The sequence below is a fragment of the Streptomyces sp. NPDC046862 genome (assembly GCF_040704615.1).
Taxonomy (GTDB): Bacteria; Actinomycetota; Actinomycetes; order Streptomycetales; family Streptomycetaceae; genus Streptomyces.
This window is the reverse complement of record NZ_JBEYXP010000063.1, coordinates 48,233-66,664: the sequence shown is the minus strand read 5'-3', so window position 1 is coordinate 66,664 and position 18,432 is coordinate 48,233. Positions and strand designations below refer to the sequence as shown.

The following is an 18,432-nucleotide window of genomic DNA, read 5'->3' as shown; positions in this document are numbered from 1 at the left end:
GGCACCGGCACCTTCGGCTGCGTCTGATGGTGCGGGCGGGTGGGGCCGCGCCCCGTCAGGGGCGCGGGGCTGTATCAATGTGCGGCTCCGCCGCGTGGGCGCGACAAGCCACAAACGGCCTGCGGCCCGCAACGCTCGTTCGCTCCCGAGCTCTTCCCGGAATGCCGTATGCACCGGGCGGGGCCCATACGTTCAGATCCCCTGCCACTCCGGCTTGCTCGCATACGTGTGCCGGAAGTAACCCGCCAACTTCAACTTGGACGCGGCACCCTCGTCCACGACAACCGTCGCGTGCCGATGCAGCTGCAGCGCCGACGCCGGGCACACCGCGGCGAGCGGCCCCTCCACGGTCGCCGCCACCGCGTCCGCCTTGCCCTCACCCGTCGCGAGCAGCACCAGGTGCCGTGCGTCGAGGATCGTCCCGATGCCCTGGGTGATGACGTGGTGCGGCACCTGCTCGATGTCGCCGTCGAAGAACCGCGCGTTGTCGATCCGGGTCTGCTCGGTGAGCGTCTTGATCCGCGTCCGCGAGGAGAGGGAGGAGCAGGGCTCGTTGAACCCGATGTGCCCGTCGGTCCCGATCCCGAGCAGCTGGAGGTCCACGCCCCCGGCGTCGGCCAGCGCCTTGTCGTACGCCTCGCAGGCGCCCTGCACGTCCTCGGCCGTGCCGTCCGGGCCCATGAACGCCTCCATGCCGATGCCCAGCGGCTGGAGCACCTCACGCCGGAGCACGGAGCGGTACGACTCGGGGTGCTCGGCCGGCAGCCCCACGTACTCGTCGAGCTGGGCTATGCGGGCCCGCGACGTGTCCACCGCGCCGGAGTCCACCCGGGCCGCAAGCGCCTGGTAGACGGGCAGCGGAGTGGAGCCGGTGGCCACGCCGAGCAGGGCGTCGGGCTTGCGCCGGAGCAGCTGGGCCATGGCCTCGGCGATGAGGTCGCCGCCGGCCTTCGCGTCCGGGACGATGACAACTTCCACGCTGGGCCTGCCGATCTGGAGAGGGACTCAACTGGGACCCGGAGGGGCACGATGTGGTTTAGACCAATCTAGCAGAGGCGCCTTACGGCGAGTGTCTCGATCCGGTCCCCCATGTGAACCGAAGCGGGCTACTCTGCGTGTGACGCATCGCTGGATGTTGGACAATGCGACAACAACAAACATCCGTCAACGCATGGACACACGTGTGTGGTCTAGTCCACAATGCCTGCAGAGAGCGTGTGAACCATCGAAGTACCGAGCACGCGCATCGCAAGCCTCCGTCTTCCCCGCACAGGAAGGCGGACCGAGGAACCGGCGCTCTCTGCCCTGACTGCCCCGGCTCCTCATCCTTCGGCCGACCGGGACCGCACACCCCGCGGCCGTTGTTGCTCCGGGCTGCGGTGCCGGGAGGGTTGAGGGTCCCTCTCAGGCGCCGCGGCCCGCGGGTGTTCCCGGGGTCGTATCAGGCCCGTATCCCATGATGCGCCCGCGGTTTCCGGTCCTGTCCGAACCGCCAGGTACGCTCGCACACGTGCCCTCCATGAACGAACTCGTACGCCAGCACACCGCACTCGGTGACTCCGACCTGGAGTGGCTGCACCTGCTGGTGTCGGAGTGGCAGCTGCTCTCGGACCTCTCCTTCGCCGACCTCGTCCTCTGGGTCCCCACCAGCGACGGCACCCGCTATGTCTCCGTGGCCCAGATGCGCCCCAACACCGGCCCCACCTCGTACCAGGACGACATGGTCGGCCACCTCGTCCCGCGCGGCCGCCGGCCCCTTCTGGACGTCGCCCTGGACGAGGGCCGGATCGTGCGCGAGGGTGACCCCGAGTGGCGCGAGGAGGTCCCCGTACGGGTCGAGTCCATCCCCGTGCGGAGGGAGGGCCGTGTCCTCGGCGTCATCGCGCGCAACACCAATCTGCTGACCGTGCGCACCCCGAGCCGCCTGGAGCTGACCTACCTCCAGAGCGCCTCCGACCTCGCCCAGATGATCGCCGCCGGGTCGTTCCCGTTCCCGAACCAGCAGGTCGACATGGACGCCTCGCCGCGCGTCGGTGACGGCCTGATCAGGCTCGACGCCGACGGCCTCGTCCAGTACGCCTCCCCGAACGCGCTGTCCGCGTACCACCGCCTCGGCCTCGCCGCCGACCTGGTCGGCCACCACCTCGGCATGACGACCGCCGAACTCGCCCCGTCCCGGGGCCCGGTGGACGAGGCGCTCGCCAAGGTGGCCAGCGGCTGGGCGCCCCGCGAGTTCGAGATCGAGGCCCACGACGGGGTCATCCAGTTCCGCGCGATCCCGCTCAAGCCCAAGGGCACCCGCATCGGCTCACTGGTCCTGCTGCGGGACGTCACGGAACTGCGCCGCCGCGAGCGCGAGTTGATCACGAAGGACGCGACGATCCGGGAGATCCACCACCGGGTCAAGAACAACCTGCAGACGGTCGCGGCGCTGCTGCGCCTGCAGGCCCGGCGCATCGAGTCGGAGCGCGGCCGCGAGGCCCTCGAAGAGGCCGTACGGCGGGTCGGGTCCATCGCGATCGTGCACGAGACGCTGTCTCAGAACCTGGACGAGCGGGTGGAGTTCGACGAGATCGCCGACCGCGTCCTCGCCATGGTCGCGGAGATCTCCCCGGGCAAGGTCACGGGCCGGCGCACGGGCAGGTTCGGGATCCTGGACGCGGAGGTGGCGACTCCGCTCTCCATGGTCCTCACGGAAATCCTGCAGAACGCCCTCGAACACGGCTTCCGCCAGGGCGACACCGGCACCGTGGAGGTCTCGGCGGTGCGCGGCGGCACGAGCAAGGAGGCCCGCCTCCTCGTCACCGTCCAGGACGACGGCGTGGGTCTCCCCGAGGGCTTCGACCCGCACCGCTCGGGCAACCTCGGCCTGCAGATCGTACGGACGCTGGTGGAGGGGGAGTTGGGCGGCACGTTCGACATGGTGCCGGCGCCGGAGCGGGGGACGCGGGTGATCCTCGACGTGCCGGTGCGGGCACAGAAGTAGACCTGCACAAGACGTTCACACCCGTCGCGTACGCGAACGGTGCGCGTGTACGTATGGGACAGGGATGGGACGGGGCGGAACAGGCGCGGGAAAAGCGATGAGCCTCGGACCAGGTGAACTGGTCCGAGGCTCAGACGCTTGCGACTTAGCGCATCGGGGGCACTGCGCGCTGCGGCTCGGGGGCGGGAGAAGCGTACTCGTTGTACGCGCCGCCAAGCTCAGGCTGTCGCTGGGTGGGGTGTCAGGCGGAGGCCTGACGGGCCCGGTTGCGGGCGGCGCGGCGCTTCATGGCGCGGCGCTCGTCCTCGCTGAGACCACCCCAGACGCCGGAGTCCTGGCCGGACTCAAGCGCCCACTGCAGACACTGCTCCATAACGGGGCAGCGACGGCAGACAGCCTTGGCTTCCTCGATCTGCAGCAGCGCAGGACCGGTGTTGCCGATGGGGAAGAACAGCTCGGGGTCTTCCTCGCGGCAAACGGCGTTGTGACGCCAGTCCATGGCTGCTACCTCTCTTGGTGTTACTTGCACGTTGCTTGTGAATGTGAACGCTTTCACGAATCCCTCAACAAGTGAAGGGCCGATCACCAGACGGACTGGTGTGGTCCAGAGATTTGAGGAGGGGTTCCGGTGCTCTGTGGTTGCCGATGTTGCGGGCTGTCCCGAGCGCCACGTAGAGACTCGCAAACCTCAGCGGCGGATACAACCCCTTCTGGAAAGTTTTTTTTGATTCCTCGGTGTCGACTAGGTCACAGCCGTACTTCCATGGGGTGGATCCTGGCCTAAACGTTCGAGTGGAAGGACTTTTGCCCGTTCCGCTCACACAATCACACGCAGTGCACGGCGTACGCCTGTGAACGTCACGCTCGTACGCAGCCCGAGGTGGTCACCGTCCATCTGAAGCGGGAGTGGCGCCTTCGAATGCAAGGTGAAGTCGGTCAGGTCATGGAGGGACACCGCGTGCTTGCCATGGGGGCCCCGCTCGGGGGACGAAGTGAGCAACTGGGTGGCATACCGGGCAACCGCGCCCGTCGACATGCGGCTGAGACCGAGTACGTCGAGGCCTTTATCGAACGAGGCCTTAGGCGACGCGTACACCGGGCGATTGCCCAGATAGGTCCACGGAGAGGTGTTGCAGACTATGGACAGCACCAAACCGGTCACCGGGTCGGCGCCGGGGCGCTCGAGGGCGATGGTCCCGTGGCGGCGGTGCGGTTCTCCGAAGAACTGGCGGAACGCCTGCCGCATGTAGAGGGAGTGCGTGGAGCGCTTTCCGCGCTCGCGGTGCTGTTCGACGCGGCCGACCACGCCGGCGTCGAAGCCGAGGCCGGCGTTGAAGGTGAACCAGCGGGCGGGCACGCCCTCGTCCTCGCTGCCCGGGGTGCCGGCGGCGAGACCCAGACCGACCGTGCGCTCGCTGCCCTCGCGCAGGGCGTCGAGGAGGGCGCCGGTCGCCTCCACCGCGTCGTTGGGAAGACCCAGGGCGCGGGCGAAGACGTTGGTGGAGCCGCCGGGGACCACGGCGAGGCGCGGGAGCCGGTCGGGGTCGGGGCCCTCGTGGAGGAGGCCGTTCACCACCTCGTTGATCGTGCCGTCGCCGCCGAGCGTGATCACCAGGTCGACGTCGTCGCTCTCCGCTGCCTGGCGGCCGAGGTCGCGCGCGTGCCCGCGGTACTCCGTCGTGACCGCCTCCAGCTTCATCTCGCTCGCCAGGGCGTGGATCAGGACATCGCGCGTACGTGCGCTTGTGGTGGTTGCCGCCGGATTGACCACGAGAAGTGCACGCATGCGATGCAGGGTACCTACTGGGTGGTACTCGGCCCACTTCGAGGTAGGGGTTGGGTAAGAGATTGGGCGGTGATGGGCGTTTTTGGCGCCTACGGGCCCGGTTCATCCGGTGCGTCTGCGGCTACAGGTTGTCTGTTGGCTGGTCGCGCAGTTCCCCGCGCCCCCTAAAAGCATGGGCGCGCCCTGGTCCTTTAAGGGGCGCGGGGAACTGCGCGACCAGCCACGACGAACCCGCAGCCGCTCACGAACAGAACCCGGCAGACGAGACCGACCGCCCACACCCCCGGAGGGCTACGCTTCAAACGTGAGCCCTGAGCAGAACCGCACCCCGGAGAACCCCGACAACGGCCCCCGCCCCCGGCGGCTGACCGCCGCCGCGGCGCTGGCCGCGGCGGAAGGACTGGCCCTCGCCGTGGGCGGCGGCGCCATGCTCGTACTGGGGCTGGCGGGCGACCCCGACGACCGTCAGCAGGCCGTCACTGGCGGCGTCACCCTGATCGTCCTCGCGCTGCTGCCCCTGCTCGCCGCGCGCGGGCTGTTCCTGCGGCGCGGCTGGAGCCGGGGGCCGGCGGTCATCACGCAGATCATGGCGCTGCCGGTGGCGTACAACCTGCTCCAGGCCGACAGCGTGGCCATCCCGGGCGGCATCGTCCTCGCGGCCGTCGCCGTCACCGCGCTGGTCCTTCTCGTGAACCCGGCGACGACCCGGGCGCTCGGTATCCGGGGCCCGGGGGATGTGCAGGAACAGAAGTGAGACGTGCCCTCGCGGAGCGGAAGGCGCCGCGAGGGCGAGGGGTTACTCCTGGACGCGCTACTCCTGGACGCGCTACTCCTCGACCAGGAGCTTTTCCCGGAGCTGGGCCAGGGTGCGGGCCAGCAGGCGGGAGACGTGCATCTGGGAGATGCCGACTTCCTGGGCGATCTGCGACTGCGTCATGTTGCCGAAGAAGCGGAGGAGGAGAATCCTCTTCTCCCGCGGGGGAAGGTCCTCCAGGAGCGGCTTGAGGGACTCGCGGTACTCCACGCCCTCCAGCGCCTCGTCCTCCGCGCCCAGGGTGTCCGCCACCGCGGGTGACTCGTCGTCCGTGTCGGGGACGTCCAGGGAGAGGGTCGAGTAGGCGTTCGCCGACTCCAGGCCCTCCAGGACCTCCTCCTCCGAGATGGACAGCTTCTCGGCCAGCTCGTGGACGGTGGGGGAGCGGCCGTGCTGCTGGGAGAGCTCCGCCGTGGCCGTGGTGAGTGCCAGGCGCAGTTCCTGGAGCCGGCGGGGGACGCGGACCGCCCAGCCCTTGTCGCGGAAGTGGCGCTTGATCTCGCCGACCACCGTGGGCGTGGCGTACGTCGAGAACTCGACCCCGCGGTCCGGGTCGAAGCGGTCCACCGACTTGATCAGGCCGATGGTGGCGACCTGGGTGAGGTCGTCCAGCGGCTCGCCGCGGTTGCGGAAGCGGCGCGCGAGATGCTCGACGAGCGGCAGATGCATCCGGACGAGCCGGTTGCGCAGTTCCGCGTACTCGGCGCTCCCGTCGTTCAGTGCGCGCAGCTCGACGAACATCGCCCGCGCCCCGCTGCGGTCCTGGGGGTTGTGCTGCGTGCCGTGCACGCTCTGCTCACCGTTCCGCTCGTGCTCGCTCATAGTCCCGCCCGCCGTCACCCGACGCCGCCCTTCCGAGGACGTGGTGCTCCGTACGGCACCCTCCGGATCCCGTCGCCCGTCGGAGAGCTCCCCGTGCTCCTCGTCGTCGATCGGCTCTGCCCACTGAGACGCCCTGGCCGTCGCCGAGGAGTCGTCCTCCGGATGCGGCCGGGCCTGCTCGGGGATGCCGTCGACGCCGTCCGCCCAGTGCCGCGGCCCGCCCGGGCCGTTCGTGCCCTCGGCGGGAAGTTCCCGTGTGCCGCGCTCTTCGTCCCGCACCGGCCCTTCCCCGTTCCTCACGCCGGCCCGGGTCCCGCGCCGCGCTGTTTGTAGAGGCTGATCGAAACGGTTTTGTCGTCGTCGACGGCAGAGGACACCTTGCCCGCCAGGGCCGACAGGACGGTCCAGGCGAAGGTGTCGCGCGAGGGGGCGTGGCCGTCCGTGGTCGGGGCGGAGACCGTCACCTCGAGCGAGTCGTCGACGAGGCGGAAGACACAGCTGAGCACCGAGCCGGGCACGGCCTGCTGGAGCAGGATCGCGCAGGCCTCGTCGACCGCGATGCGCAGGTCCTCGATCTCGTCGAGGGTGAAGTCCAAACGGGCCGCGAGGCCGGCCGTGGCCGTACGCAGCACCGACAGGTAGGCACCCGCGGCCGGCAGCCGGACTTCCACGAAGTCCTGGGTCGCGGGCTCGCCTGCGATCTGGGACACCCTCACCTCCAAGGTGGTACAAGCTGTTTCGGGGTCCGAGGGTCGCCCCTCGGGGTAACGCGCTATGTGGTTCAGCGGTGACGCTATCGCGCTCCCAAGTTCCCTGTCCTGGGGACCCCGCCTCATGCTGTCACTCATAGTAAGCACATGAACACGCTCGGTGGCTAGGGGTCTGCGGGCCTCAAATAGGAAGAGCGCGCGCCGGATTGACGTACCCACACGTCAGACCGTCGAACCGTGTCCCATGAGTACGCGCTCGCGTTCGCCTGTGTCATGCGCATTTCTGTTCTACGGTTGCGTGCCCGGTGGACGCGCGTCATACGAGTACGTGGTCGACGAAACACCAGCGCCACTTCTCGCCGGGTTCGAAGGTCCGCATGATGGGGTGGCCGCTCTCCTTGTAGTGCTCGGTCGCGTGCCGGCCCGGCGAGGTGTCGCAGCAGCCGACGTAGCCGCACGACAGACACAACCGCAGCTGCACCGGATGCGAACCGATGGCGAGGCACTCGGGGCAGGTGTCGCTGAGCGGCGCCGGCTCCGGGTTCGGCAGCGCGTCGACGTGCGTGCACTGTTTCATGATTGCCAGGTTACGACGGGCGCGCAGAACAACGCGCGAAAAAGAGGGCGGACGAGGACCATGCACGTGTTGCCGCTGCTGATGCTGATCGCGGGCAGTGCCGCCGTCGCCGGTGCCGCCCGTCGTACGCCGGTGCCGCCGCCCCTGCTGCTCGTCGCGGCGGGCCTGGCCGTCTCGTACCTGCCGGGGGTGCCCGCGTACGAGCTCGACCCGGACGTCGTGCTGCCGCTGATCCTGCCGCCGCTGCTCTACACGGCGGCCACCGAGAGCTCGTACCTCGACCTGCGGGCCCAACTGCGACCGGTGGCGCTGTTGTCGGTCGGCTACGTGCTGTTCGCGACCCTCGTCGTCGGCTGGGCCGCCTACCTGCTCGTGCCGGGGCTGCCGCTGACCGCCGCACTGGTGCTCGGGGCGGTGGTGGCGCCGCCGGACGCGGTCGCGGCGACGGCGGTCGCGCGCCGGGTGGGGCTGCCGTCGCGGGTCACCACGATCCTGCAGGGCGAGTCCCTGGTGAACGACGCCACCGCGATCACCGCGTACCGGGTGGCCCTGGCGGCCGCGGTCGGCGAGGGCGCGTCCTGGGGTGGCGCGACAGGCGAGTTCGTGCTGGCGGCGGTCGGCGGGGTCGTGGTGGGGCTGGTGCTGATGATGCCGATCCACTGGCTGCGCACCCACCTGAAGGAGGCGCTTCTGCAAAACACCCTCTCCTTGCTGATCCCGTTCGTCGCGTACGGGCTCGCGGAGTGGGTGCACGCCTCCGGAGTGCTCGCCGTGGTCGTCGTCGGCCTCTACCTGGGATACCGCAACTGGCAGGTCGACTTCGCGACCCGGCTCCAGGAAGAGGCGGTCTGGAGGATGATCGGCTTCCTGCTGGAGTCGGCGGTGTTCGCACTCATCGGACTGCAACTGAAGGTCGTCCTCGAAGGGCTCGGGGAGTTCGAGGGGACGACCGCCGCCTGGTACGCGATCATCGTCTTCCTCGTGGTGGCCGCCACCCGCTTCTTGTGGGTGTACCCGGCGACCTTCCTGCCGCGGCTGTTCTCGCGACGGATCAGGGAACGGGAGGACAATCCCACCTGGAAGGGACCCTTCATCATCGCCTGGGCCGGGATGCGGGGCGTGGTGTCGCTGGCCATCGCCTTCTCGATCCCGATGACCGTGCACGGCGGAGAGGACTTCCCCGAACGCAACCTGCTGCTCTTCCTGACCTTCACCACGGTCATCGGAACCCTCGTCGTCCAGGGCCTGACCCTGCCCCCGCTGATCCGCGTGCTGCGTCTGCCCGGGCGTGATCTCCAGGCCGAGACCCTCGCCGAGGCCAACGCCCAGGCGCAGGCCTCCCGGGTCGCCGAGGAGCGCCTCGACGAACTCCTCGCGGACGAGCGCAACGCCCTGCCGCCCCCGCTGGCCGAACGGCTCCGCTCGGTCCTGGAGCGGCGCCGCAACGCGGTGTGGGAGCGGCTGGGCTCTGTGAACCCGGTCACCGGCGAGACCGTCGACGACACCTACAGCCGCCTCTCACGGGAGATGATCGGCGCCGAGCGAGCCGTCTTCGTGAAGCTGCGGGACGCCCGGTACCTCGACGACGAGATGCTCCGGACCCTGCTGCGCCGACTGGACCTGGAGGAGGCGGCTGCCTACCGGGAGTCGGAGGGGTAGTGTCCGCTCAGGTGGCGAACGGCGCTCCGGTGATCACCGCCGCGACGGTCGTACCGCGGGGGAAGGCGCCCTCCTCGGTGAGAGTGACGAGTCCGTACAGCATCTTGGCCACATAGAGACGCTCGACCGGCAGTCCGTGGCGCTCTTCGAACTCCTCGGCGAAGGCATCGAGTTCCGGGGTGGTGCGGGCGTAGCCGCCGCAGTGGAAGCGGTCGTCGAGGGACCAGTCGCCGCGGAGGCCGCCGAAGGCCCGCTGCTGGAGTGCGCGTATCTCGGCGGTCAGGAAGCCGCCCCGCAGGACGGGGACACCCAGGGCACGCTGCCCGGGCGCCAGGCCCGCGGCCAGCCCGGCGAGGGTCCCGCCGGTGCCGCAGGCCAACGCCACCACGTCGGCCCGGCCACGCAGTTCCTCGCCGAGTTCCTGGCAGCCGCGCACGGCGAGGGCGTTGCTGCCGCCCTCGGGGACGACGTACGCGTCCTCGGCGCCCGCGGCGCGGAGAATCGCGTCCAGCGTCTCCGGATCGGCCTTGTGGCGGTACGCCGACCGCGCGACGAAGTGCAGCCGCATGCCGTCGGCCGCGCACCGGGCCAGCGACGGGTTGAGGGGGCGGTCGGCCAGTTCCTCGCCCCGTACGACCCCCACGGTGGGCAGCCCCAGCAGGCGGCCCGCGGCGGCCGTGGCCCGCAGGTGGTTCGAGTACGCGCCGCCGAAGGTGACCACGGGGCGGCCCGCCGCGGCGCGCAGGTTCAGGGCGAGCTTGCGCCACTTGTTGCCGACCAGCTCCGGATGGATCAGGTCGTCCCGCTTCACCACCAGCCGCACACCGTGCCGCCCGAACCTCTCGTCCTCGACGTGCTGGAGGGGGGACGGCAGGTTCGGCTGCAGGGCGGCGAGGCTGTTCACCTGCCCATTGTCGGGCAGAGGGGCCGGGCGAGCGGGGGTGTGGAGGCGGGGCGGCGCGGGCCCCGGTGTGCCGGCGGGACGGTGGTCGCCACCGCCCCGCCCTCAGCCGGAGACGCGTGTCACTTCAGCCGGTCGTCGATGCGCTCCCTCATCGACGCCATCGTGAAGCCGCGGGGATCCACCTTGCCCGGCTGCCACTCCAGGTGCCCGATCACCGAGCGGGCCGTCCAGCCGTGGTGGCGGCAGACCGCCGCGGAGACACGTGCGATGGCGTCCAGCTGTGCCTCGGGCCAGGGATCCTCGCCGTCGCCGAGGTTCTCGCACTCGAAGCCGTAGAAGTGGCGGTTGCCGTCCGTGTTCGCCTCGTTGTCCGGCGGGAGGGCCTTCTCGGCGATCACCGCCTGCAGGACGTCGTCGTCGCCCAGCCCGGCGTGGTTGGCGCGGCCGTAGCCCACGAGGTGGACACGGCTGTCCTTGGTGATGACGCCGTGGCACAGCGGGCCGGGCAGGCCCGAGTAGCCGTCGCGGCAGATCTCGACGGTTCTCGCGCTGCCCGACGTCACCGTGTGGTGGATCATCACGCCGTGGACCGGGCCCCAGGGGCCCTTGTGGTTGCGATTGTGGTGCTCCCAGTCACCGACCTCGACGACCGTGACGCCTTCGTCCCTGAGGATGGTGAGAAACCTGCCCGCGGACATGGGTGGGGCCATGACCGCCTCCTTCGCACTGGGCAACGGCCACCTGTCGCGGCCGCCTCGTACCGCAGCTTGTACTCCCAACCAGACGGTCGCGACCAGTCCTTTCGCACGGTGAGCGAGCCGATCCGGTCAGGCGGCCACCGGGCCCTCGGGGCCTGTACCGGGATGATGGTCGGACCGCCGGCGCCAGTCGTCCGGAGGTGAGGTCGAGCGGTTGTGCGATGAGGCCGACGCGACGCCGCCGGCTGTGGCGTGAGACCGGTGCGGCGCCGCCAGTCGTGCGGTGGACCGGTGCGGCGCCGTTGGTGCGGCGCCGCACCCGTTTCAGCCTCGCAGGAAGCCGTCGCCGTGCGTGGCGACGTGGGCCTCCAGTGCCTGGAGGGCCTGCTGCGTGGCTGCCGGCGAGCCGGTGCCGTGCCGCTCGGCGTAGTACGCCGCGCCCAGCTTCTTCAGCAGATCACTGCCGGCCCGCTGGGTCTGCACGTCGTCGAGCTTCTGCTTGCCCTGGACAAGGCCGCGCTGTGCCTGCTCCTTTGCGCGGTCCAGAAAGCCTGCCATGACGTCTCCCGTCGTCGAGTGGATCGAGTCGTTCGAGGGTGGGGGGTGAGTCGATTGGTCGAAGGTGGCCGAAGGGCCCGTCACGCCGACAAACGGACGACCGGATCTTGAAGTTCCCATCTCCACGCATGAGCACATCCGTCCCGTCCCTCGCCGGCGTTCCGGCGGGGGACCACAGTGTGCCCAGCACGGCGAAGATCCATTCCCGCTCTTTCGGGTAATAGCACCATCACCCTCCGTGCTGGAAGGCTGTCCGTGAGATCGGCGCACGACCGCGAGATCAGGGCACGACCGGGAGGGCATTCCTTTATGTCGGTAGGCGAAGAGGTCCACGCGCAGGAAAAGCCGCAGCAGAGTCTCGGCACCTCGGCCGCGCGGAACCTGGCCACGACCACCAAGTCCGCACCTCAGATGCAGGAGATCAGCTCGCGCTGGCTGCTGCGGATGCTGCCGTGGGTGAACGTCCAGGGCGGCACGTACCGGGTGAACCGGCGGCTCAGCTACGCGGTGGGAGACGGCCGCATCACCTTCGTGAAGACCGGTGACCAGGTCACCGTCATCCCCGCGGAGCTGGGCGAACTGCCGGCCCTGCGGTCGTACGAGGACGACGACGTCCTGGGCGAGCTCGCCCGGCGCTGCGAGCAGCGGGAGTTCGAGCCCGGCACGGTGGTCGCGGAGTTCGGCAGCCCCGCCGACGAGGTGTTCCTGCTCGCCCACGGCAAGGTGGAGAAGATCGGCACGGGGCCGTACGGGGACGACGCGGTCCTCGGGGTCCTGGCCGACGGGGCGTACTTCGGCGACCAGGCGCTCCTCGACCCGGACGCGATCTGGGAGTACACGGCACGCGCGGTGACCGCGTGCACCGTCCTCGCCCTGCCCCGCCAGGCCCTCGAGCAGATCGCGGAGCGCTCCGACTCCCTGCGCGAGCACCTCCAGCAGTTGCGTTCCATCCCCGCCCAGCGCACCAACAAGTACGGCGAGAAGGAGATCGAGCTCGCCGCCGGCCACACCGGCGAGCCGGACATCCCGCACACGTTCGTCGACTACGAGGCCGCGCCGCGCGAGTACGAGCTGAGCGTCGCCCAGACCGTCCTGCGCATCCACACGCGCGTGGCGGACCTCTACAACCAGCCCATGAACCAGACGGAGCAGCAGCTCCGGCTGACCGTCGAGGCGTTGAAGGAGCGCCAGGAGCACGAGCTCATCAACAACCGGGAGTTCGGTCTGCTCCACAACTGCGAGTACGACCAGCGACTCCAGCCGCACGACGGCGTGCCCAGCCCGGACGACCTGGACGAGCTGCTCAGCCGGCGGCGCGGATCCAAGCTGTTCCTCGCCCACCCGCGCGCGATCGCCGCGTTCGGCCGTGAGTGCAACAAGCGCGGGCTCGTGCCGGAGAGCGTCGAGATCGCGGGCAACCGCATCCCAACCTGGCGCGGGGTGCCGATCTTCCCGTGCAACAAGATCCCGGTCAGCGACACCAGGACGACGTCCATCATCTGCATGCGTACCGGGGAGGAGGAGCAGGGAGTCATCGGGCTCCGGCAGTCGGGCGTCCCGGACGAGATCGAGCCGAGCCTGTCCGTTCGGTTCATGGGCATCAACGAACAGGCGATCATCAAGTACCTGGTGACGGCCTACTACTCGGCGGCGGTGCTCGTGCCGGACGCGCTCGGCGTTCTGGAGAACGTCGAGATCGGCCGCTGGCGGTGACCGACCGCGCCCCGCACGCCTTCCTTCGCGGACTCTCCGAGCTGAGCCCGTGGGTGGGTTCATGACGGAGACGACACGGAGCCCGACCGAGATCCTGGAAAGGCTGAGCCCCATCTCGAGTTCCATAGGCCCGACAGGCTCGACGGACGATCCATCGGACCAGGAAGGCGCGGCAGCCCTGGGAAGCCCGGCAGACCCGGAAGGTCAGGCAGACCCGGAAGGTCCGGCTGCCTCGGTACCTCGGGCGTCCTTGGCAGCACCGGCAGCACCGGCAGCACCGGCACCGCCAGTGCACGCGGTGTCCCGCGCCCCTCAGGTGAACCCGGCAGGGGACACCCGTTCGGCAGGCTCGGCGAGTCCCGCAGGTCCGACACACCCCGTTGGTGAGGTGAGCCCCGCTGCTGCGGCGGGCATCGCGGGGGCGATCGGACCGCAGGGCTCGTCGAGCCCCCTCGACGCGCGGGAGGCGGCCGGAATCCTGGAGCGGGCTCGGGCATCGGTCGACCCCGAGCTGCGCCGGGCCGTCGAGTCGTTGCCGGGGTCGATGCGCCGGATCGCGCGCTACCACTTCGGCTGGGAGCACGCGGACGGCAGCCCGGCGTCGGGCGGCGCGGGCAAGGCCATACGTCCGGCACTCGTGCTGGCCGCGACCTCGGCGCTCGGCGGGCCGCAGTCCGTCGCCGTACCGGCCGCCGCGGCGGTGGAGCTGGTGCACAACTTCACGCTGCTCCACGACGACGTCATGGACCGGGACAGCACCCGCCGGCACCGGCCCACCGCCTGGTCCGTGTTCGGCGACGCGGACGCGATCCTCGCCGGGGACGCCCTCCAGGCGCTGGCCCAGCGGCTGCTCGCCGAGGACCCGCACCCGGCGTCCTCGGCGGCCGCCGCCCGGCTGGCGGCCTGCGTCGTCGAGCTCTGCGCGGGCCAGCACGCGGACACGGCCATGGAGAAGCGAGCCCCCGACGAGGTCACCCTCGACGAGGCGCTCGCCATGGCCGAGGCCAAGACGGGGGCGCTGCTCGGGTGCGCCTGTGCGTTGGGAGGGCTGTACGCCGGTGCGGACGAGGAGGACGTGCAGGCGCTGGACGCGTTCGGGCGCGCGGCCGGGCTCGCCTTCCAGCTCATCGACGACGTGATCGGCATCTGGGGTGACCCGAGGCGCACCGGCAAGCCGGCCGGGGCGGACCTCATGGCCCGCAAGAAGTCGCTGCCCGTCGTCGCCGCCCTCACCTCCGGCACCCCTGCGGCGGCCGAACTCGCCCAGCTGTACGGACTGCCGTTCGAAGCGGGAGAGCTGGAGCGCACGGTCCTCGCGGTGGAGCGGGCGGGAGGGCGTGACTGGGCCCAAGGACAGGCGGCCGACCGTATGTCACAGGCGATGCACGAGCTGTCCCGTGCGGTACCCGACCCGGAGGCGGCGGGCGGCCTCCTCGCGCTGGCGGAGTTCGTGACGCGACGCAGCAACTGAGCGTCGCGTCCATGCAGGCAGAGATCGGCGCGTCCGCGCAGACGAGGATCAGCCGTCCGTGCGGATGACGACCCGCAGGTGAAGACCCCGGAGCCGCCGGTCCCGTGCTGACCTGACTTCGTACGGCATCGGTGGCTCCGGCCAGGGCGGGTCCCGCGCATCCCCACGGTGCGCGGGCCCCGCCCGTCTCCGACGAGCGGGGCGGAACGCGGCAGCCCGGGGCCAGTGGTCCGTGGTCCGTGGTCCGTGGTCCCGGGGCAGGGTGCCAGGATGCAGGGGGTGAGCGTTGTCGGCCCTATCCCTCCGGCACGATCGTCTCGACGATCCGCTCCAGTAGTCCGTCCGGTACGTCCACGCCCGGCAGTACGCCGTCAAGGACGCCGGGAAGTGTCAGCTGTTCGAGGATCAGGCCCCGCATGGCGAGGTAGAGCACCGTGACGGTTTCGTCGCCTCCGGGCAGCCCGGCCTGCCGGTGGAACTCGATCCCGTACTCCAGGTCCCCGCGGACCGACTTCATGTACGAGGCGCGGAGTTCCGGGCGACGCGAGGCCTCGATGCGCATTTCGTAGCCCGCGAGGAATCCGCTGCGGTCGCGAAGGGCGCGTCCCATGAGGTCGCGCATGAAGGCGAGGACGAGGGAGCGGTCCTTCGGTGCCTCAAGCAGCCGTTCGATGACCGCGGGGTCGGGCGCGAGGCGCTCGTGCAGCCGCGCGTCGATCTGCCGGAGCAGGTCGTCGCGTCCGGTGAAGTAGTTGGACGCGGTGCCCACCGGCACCTCGGCCTCGGTGTCCACGGCGCGGAACGTCAGCCCGCGCGCTCCCTCCCGAGCCAGCACCTCCACGGCGGCGTCCACCAGGGCGCCCCTGCGCTCCGGATTCCTCACCATCCTGGCCTCCTCGGGTAATTCCCTTGCAACCACTCCATGTGAAGTACTATAACTGAAGTTGTTCAAGCCCGAGCCGTCCCCCGACCGGGGCTCGGCGTCAGGCCGCACGGCCCTTCTGTCACCTACGGAAAGAGACCGGTTTGCGTCAGCTCACGTACTTCATCGCCTGCTCGATCGACGGCTTCATCGGGGATCCGGGCGGTGACGCGTCGTCCATGTACCCGTTCGTGGACGAGGAGTTCTTCGAGTTCCTGAAGGCGGAGTACCCGGAGACGATCGCCACCCACGGCCGCCGCGCCGTCGGCATCGACGACCTCCCGAACAAGAAATACGACACGATCATCCAGGGCCGTGCCAGCTACGACCTGGCGCTGGGCATGGACGTCACCAGCCCGTACGCCCACATGCGCGAGTACGTCGCCTCACGCACGCTCAAGGAGTCGCCCGACCCGCACGTCGAGATCGTTTCCGAGGATCTGGTCGGCAGGGTGCGCGCACTCAAGTCGGAGGACGGTGAGTTCGGCATCTACCTCTGCGGTGGTTCGCAGATCGCCGGTGAGCTGATCGACGAGATCGACGAGCTCGTCATCAAGACGTACCCCGTCGTGCTGGGCACCGGCATGCCGATGTTCGGCTCCGGGTTCGCCGTCACCGAGTTCACGCCGGGCGAGGTGCGCACCTTCAAGAACGGGGCGATCGTGCGGACGTACACGAGGAAGCGCTGATCCGCGGAGCCCGGGGGCAGCGACGGCTCCGAACACCTCCGGCACGGAGGGGGCGCGGGGCTCCGTCCCGCAATACCCTTGGGGGATGGACAGAGATGAGCAGGTCTGTCCCGTCTGCGGACAGCCCGTCGCCACGGTGGTACGGCGCCACAAGACGCTCGGCACCTGGGTGCCCGTCTGGACCCCGGGGCCCTGCCGGAACCCGCAGTGCACCGCGTACGCCGAGTCGGCCGAGGAAGGAGCCCGGGGCAAGCAGCCCGGCGGGCCGGCCGTGAAGGGCGCCGCGGCCTCGCCGCCACCGAAGTAACCCGGATGGCGGGCCGGAAATCACCCGCGTGGCCGTGTAGAGAATCGCCGGTCGGCTCCGACGTCTCCTGTGAGAGCCGCCCACCAGGGCGGCCCGACCGAAGGAAGCCGGAGGAGCGGAATCATGAAGTACCTGGTGATGATTCAGGGCACACAGGCCGACTACGAGGGCATGCGCGGCAAGGAGTCCCCGGGTTCCCCCAACTGGAACCCGGAGCAGCTGCAGTCGATGTACGCCTTCATGGGCGAGCTCAACAACGACCTCGCCGAGTCCGGGGAGATGGTCGACGCACAGGGCCTGGCCGAACCCGCGCGGACCCGGTCGGTCGGGCTCGGCACCGACGGCAAGCCGGTGATCACCGACGGCCCGTACGGCGAGACCAAGGAGGTGCTCGCCGGGTACTGGGTCCTGGAGTGCGAGAACGTGGAGCGGGTCACGGAGATCGCCGAGCGCATCCTCCAGTGCCCCGGCCCCGAGGGCATGACCGTGTACCCGGTGGTGATCCGTCCCATCCTGGACGGCGCGGGGGACGTGTGAGCCGTCCCGCCGGGCGAACGACCGAGGTCGAGGACCTGCTGCGCCGTCACGCGCCGCAGGTCCTCGGCGCGCTCGTACGCCGCTACGGGCACTTCGACGCGGCCGAGGACGCCGTTCAGGAGGCGTTGCTCGCGGCCGCCGGGACGTGGCCGTCCGGTGGGGTGCCCGACAATCCGCGCGGCTGGCTGATCAAGGTCGCCTCGCGGCGGCTCACGGACGCTCTGCGCAGCGAGGAGGCGCGGCGGCTGCGGGAGGAGAGGGCGGCGGCCCTCACGCCCCGCGACGCGTTCGTGGCGCCTCCGCCGGGCACGGCCCGGGCGCCCTCCGAGGACGACACGCTCACCCTCCTCTTCCTCTGCTGCCACCCTGACCTCACCCCGCCCGCGCAGATCGCGCTGACCCTGCGGGCGGTCGGCGGACTGACGACGGCGGAGATCGCCCGGGCGTACTTCGTGCCCGAGGCGACCATGGCCCAGAGGGTCAGCCGGGCGAAGCAGCGGGTGCGGGGCGTGCGGTTCGGGCGCCCGGACAACTGGGAGGAGCGGCTTCCGGCGGTCCTCCACACGCTCTACCTGATCTTCAACGAGGGCTACACGGCGACGTCAGGGGCGAGCCTCAGGCGCGCGGAGCTGGCGGGCGAGGCGATCCGCCTGACCCGTACCGTGCGGTGGCTGCTGCCCGAGGACCGCGAGGTGGCCGGGCTGCTCGCCCTGATGCTCCTCACCGACGCCCGCCACGCCGCCCGCACCGGCCCGCACGGCGAACTGGTCCCGCTCGACGAACAGGACCGCGGCCTCTGGGACAAGGCGGCGATCGACGAGGGCGTGGCGCTGGTGACGGAGGCCCTGTCGCGAGGACGGGAACACCGGCGGGAGCCGGGACCAGGGCGGGGTGAGCGGACGGTCGGGCCGTACCAGGTGCGGGCGGCCATCGCGGCCGTCCACGACGAGGCGCCGTCGCCCGAGGCGACCGACTGGCGGGAGATCCTCGGCCTGTACGACATCCTGGTCGCCCTCGTCCCCGGCCCGGTCGAGCGCCTCAACCGGGCGGTCGCGGTGGCCATGGTCCACGGCCCGCACGCGGGGCTCGCCGAACTCGACACCCTGGAGCCCGAGCTGGGCGCGACCCACCGCCTCGACGCGGTCCGCGCCCACCTCCTCGAACGCGCCGGCGACACGGAATCGGCCCGCGGCGCCTACGAGTCGGCCGCCCGCAAGACGCTCAGCCTCCCCGAACAGCGCTACCTGCAGGAGCGGGCCGCCAGGCTGAAGCCATAGCC

19 protein-coding genes are annotated in these 18,432 nt (G+C 70.5%); 9 read left to right on the top strand and 10 right to left on the bottom strand.

Annotation, left to right across the window (positions count from 1 at the left end):
* Positions 1–192 precede the first annotated feature (192 nt).
* Positions 193–978, bottom strand: coding sequence for a glucosamine-6-phosphate deaminase (nagB, locus tag AB0959_RS44965; RefSeq protein ID WP_366832677.1), 786 nt, complete (start codon positions 976–978; stop codon positions 193–195).
* 532 nt (positions 979–1,510) lie between these two features.
* On the opposite strand from nagB, the gene AB0959_RS44960 reads away from it, so the two are divergent.
* Entirely contained in the window at positions 1,511–2,986 is a 1,476-nt protein-coding gene (locus tag AB0959_RS44960; protein ID WP_366832676.1) for a PAS domain-containing sensor histidine kinase, read from the top strand.
* 241 nt (positions 2,987–3,227) lie between these two features.
* Here AB0959_RS44960 and AB0959_RS44955 read toward each other — a convergent pair whose 3' ends face one another.
* Positions 3,228–3,485, bottom strand: coding sequence for a WhiB family transcriptional regulator (locus AB0959_RS44955; protein ID WP_016639615.1), 258 nt, complete (start codon positions 3,483–3,485; stop codon positions 3,228–3,230).
* A 318-nt stretch (positions 3,486–3,803) separates the two neighbouring features.
* The gene (locus AB0959_RS44950) at positions 3,804–4,772 is read right to left on the bottom strand and encodes a diacylglycerol kinase family protein (protein WP_366832675.1); all 969 of its coding nucleotides are present in this window, start codon (positions 4,770–4,772) and stop codon (positions 3,804–3,806) included.
* Between the two features lie 304 nt (positions 4,773–5,076).
* On the opposite strand from AB0959_RS44950, the gene AB0959_RS44945 reads away from it, so the two are divergent.
* Positions 5,077–5,526, top strand: a complete 450-nt coding sequence (locus AB0959_RS44945) for a hypothetical protein (RefSeq protein WP_366832674.1) — start codon at positions 5,077–5,079, stop codon at positions 5,524–5,526.
* Positions 5,527–5,598: 72 nt separating this feature from the next.
* Here the strand turns inward: AB0959_RS44945 and AB0959_RS44940 are convergent, their stop codons facing one another.
* The 3 genes from AB0959_RS44940 to AB0959_RS44930 all read right to left on the bottom strand — a co-directional run bounded on the left by AB0959_RS44940 (position 5,599) and on the right by AB0959_RS44930 (position 7,695).
* Positions 5,599–6,708, bottom strand: a complete 1,110-nt coding sequence (locus AB0959_RS44940) for an RNA polymerase sigma factor SigF (RefSeq protein WP_366832673.1) — start codon at positions 6,706–6,708, stop codon at positions 5,599–5,601.
* A complete protein-coding gene (locus AB0959_RS44935; RefSeq protein ID WP_015657891.1) occupies positions 6,705–7,118 on the bottom strand; it encodes an anti-sigma factor in 414 nt (137 codons plus the stop codon). Before AB0959_RS44935 ends, AB0959_RS44940 begins: the two co-directional genes overlap by 4 nt.
* Before the next feature lie 316 nt (positions 7,119–7,434).
* Positions 7,435–7,695, bottom strand: a complete 261-nt coding sequence (locus tag AB0959_RS44930; protein ID WP_366832672.1) for a UBP-type zinc finger domain-containing protein — start codon at positions 7,693–7,695, stop codon at positions 7,435–7,437.
* Positions 7,696–7,755: 60 nt separating this feature from the next.
* Between AB0959_RS44930 and AB0959_RS44925 the strand changes: the two genes are divergently transcribed.
* On the top strand, positions 7,756–9,354 hold the full coding sequence (locus AB0959_RS44925; RefSeq protein WP_366832671.1) for a Na+/H+ antiporter: 1,599 nt from the start codon (positions 7,756–7,758) through the stop codon (positions 9,352–9,354).
* 7 nt (positions 9,355–9,361) lie between these two features.
* On the opposite strand, the gene AB0959_RS44920 is transcribed toward AB0959_RS44925, so the two are convergent.
* The 3 genes from AB0959_RS44920 to AB0959_RS44910 all read right to left on the bottom strand — a co-directional run bounded on the left by AB0959_RS44920 (position 9,362) and on the right by AB0959_RS44910 (position 11,514).
* The gene (locus tag AB0959_RS44920) at positions 9,362–10,258 is read right to left on the bottom strand and encodes a pyridoxal-phosphate dependent enzyme (RefSeq protein ID WP_366832670.1); all 897 of its coding nucleotides are present in this window, start codon (positions 10,256–10,258) and stop codon (positions 9,362–9,364) included.
* 119 nt (positions 10,259–10,377) lie between these two features.
* On the bottom strand, positions 10,378–10,968 hold the full coding sequence (locus tag AB0959_RS44915; protein ID WP_366832669.1) for an N-acetylmuramoyl-L-alanine amidase: 591 nt from the start codon (positions 10,966–10,968) through the stop codon (positions 10,378–10,380).
* Between the two features lie 312 nt (positions 10,969–11,280).
* Positions 11,281–11,514, bottom strand: coding sequence for a hypothetical protein (locus AB0959_RS44910; protein WP_366832668.1), 234 nt, complete (start codon positions 11,512–11,514; stop codon positions 11,281–11,283).
* Positions 11,515–11,823: 309 nt separating this feature from the next.
* On the opposite strand from AB0959_RS44910, the gene AB0959_RS44905 reads away from it, so the two are divergent.
* A complete protein-coding gene (locus AB0959_RS44905) occupies positions 11,824–13,227 on the top strand; it encodes a family 2B encapsulin nanocompartment shell protein (RefSeq protein ID WP_366832667.1) in 1,404 nt (467 codons plus the stop codon).
* A 412-nt stretch (positions 13,228–13,639) separates the two neighbouring features.
* Positions 13,640–14,698, top strand: coding sequence for a family 2 encapsulin nanocompartment cargo protein polyprenyl transferase (locus tag AB0959_RS44900; RefSeq protein ID WP_366832680.1), 1,059 nt, complete (start codon positions 13,640–13,642; stop codon positions 14,696–14,698).
* A gap of 295 nt (positions 14,699–14,993) precedes the next feature.
* On the opposite strand, the gene AB0959_RS44895 is transcribed toward AB0959_RS44900, so the two are convergent.
* Positions 14,994–15,584 (bottom strand): TetR family transcriptional regulator, encoded by a 591-nt coding sequence (locus AB0959_RS44895; RefSeq protein ID WP_366832666.1) that lies wholly within the window; start codon positions 15,582–15,584, stop codon positions 14,994–14,996.
* Between the two features lie 140 nt (positions 15,585–15,724).
* On the opposite strand from AB0959_RS44895, the gene AB0959_RS44890 reads away from it, so the two are divergent.
* The 4 genes from AB0959_RS44890 to AB0959_RS44875 all read left to right on the top strand — a co-directional run bounded on the left by AB0959_RS44890 (position 15,725) and on the right by AB0959_RS44875 (position 18,430).
* Complete coding sequence (locus AB0959_RS44890) at positions 15,725–16,309, top strand: dihydrofolate reductase family protein (RefSeq protein WP_366832665.1); 585 nt, start codon at positions 15,725–15,727, stop codon at positions 16,307–16,309.
* 85 nt (positions 16,310–16,394) lie between these two features.
* The gene (locus AB0959_RS44885) at positions 16,395–16,616 is read left to right on the top strand and encodes a hypothetical protein (RefSeq protein ID WP_366832664.1); all 222 of its coding nucleotides are present in this window, start codon (positions 16,395–16,397) and stop codon (positions 16,614–16,616) included.
* Positions 16,617–16,739: 123 nt separating this feature from the next.
* The gene (locus tag AB0959_RS44880; protein WP_366832663.1) at positions 16,740–17,153 is read left to right on the top strand and encodes a YciI family protein; all 414 of its coding nucleotides are present in this window, start codon (positions 16,740–16,742) and stop codon (positions 17,151–17,153) included.
* Positions 17,150–18,430 carry a sigma-70 family RNA polymerase sigma factor gene (locus AB0959_RS44875; protein ID WP_366832662.1) on the top strand — a complete coding sequence of 427 codons (1,281 nt, stop codon included), beginning with the start codon at positions 17,150–17,152 and terminating at the stop codon, positions 18,428–18,430. The genes AB0959_RS44880 and AB0959_RS44875 overlap by 4 nt, the downstream gene beginning before the upstream one ends.
* Positions 18,431–18,432 lie beyond the last annotated feature (2 nt).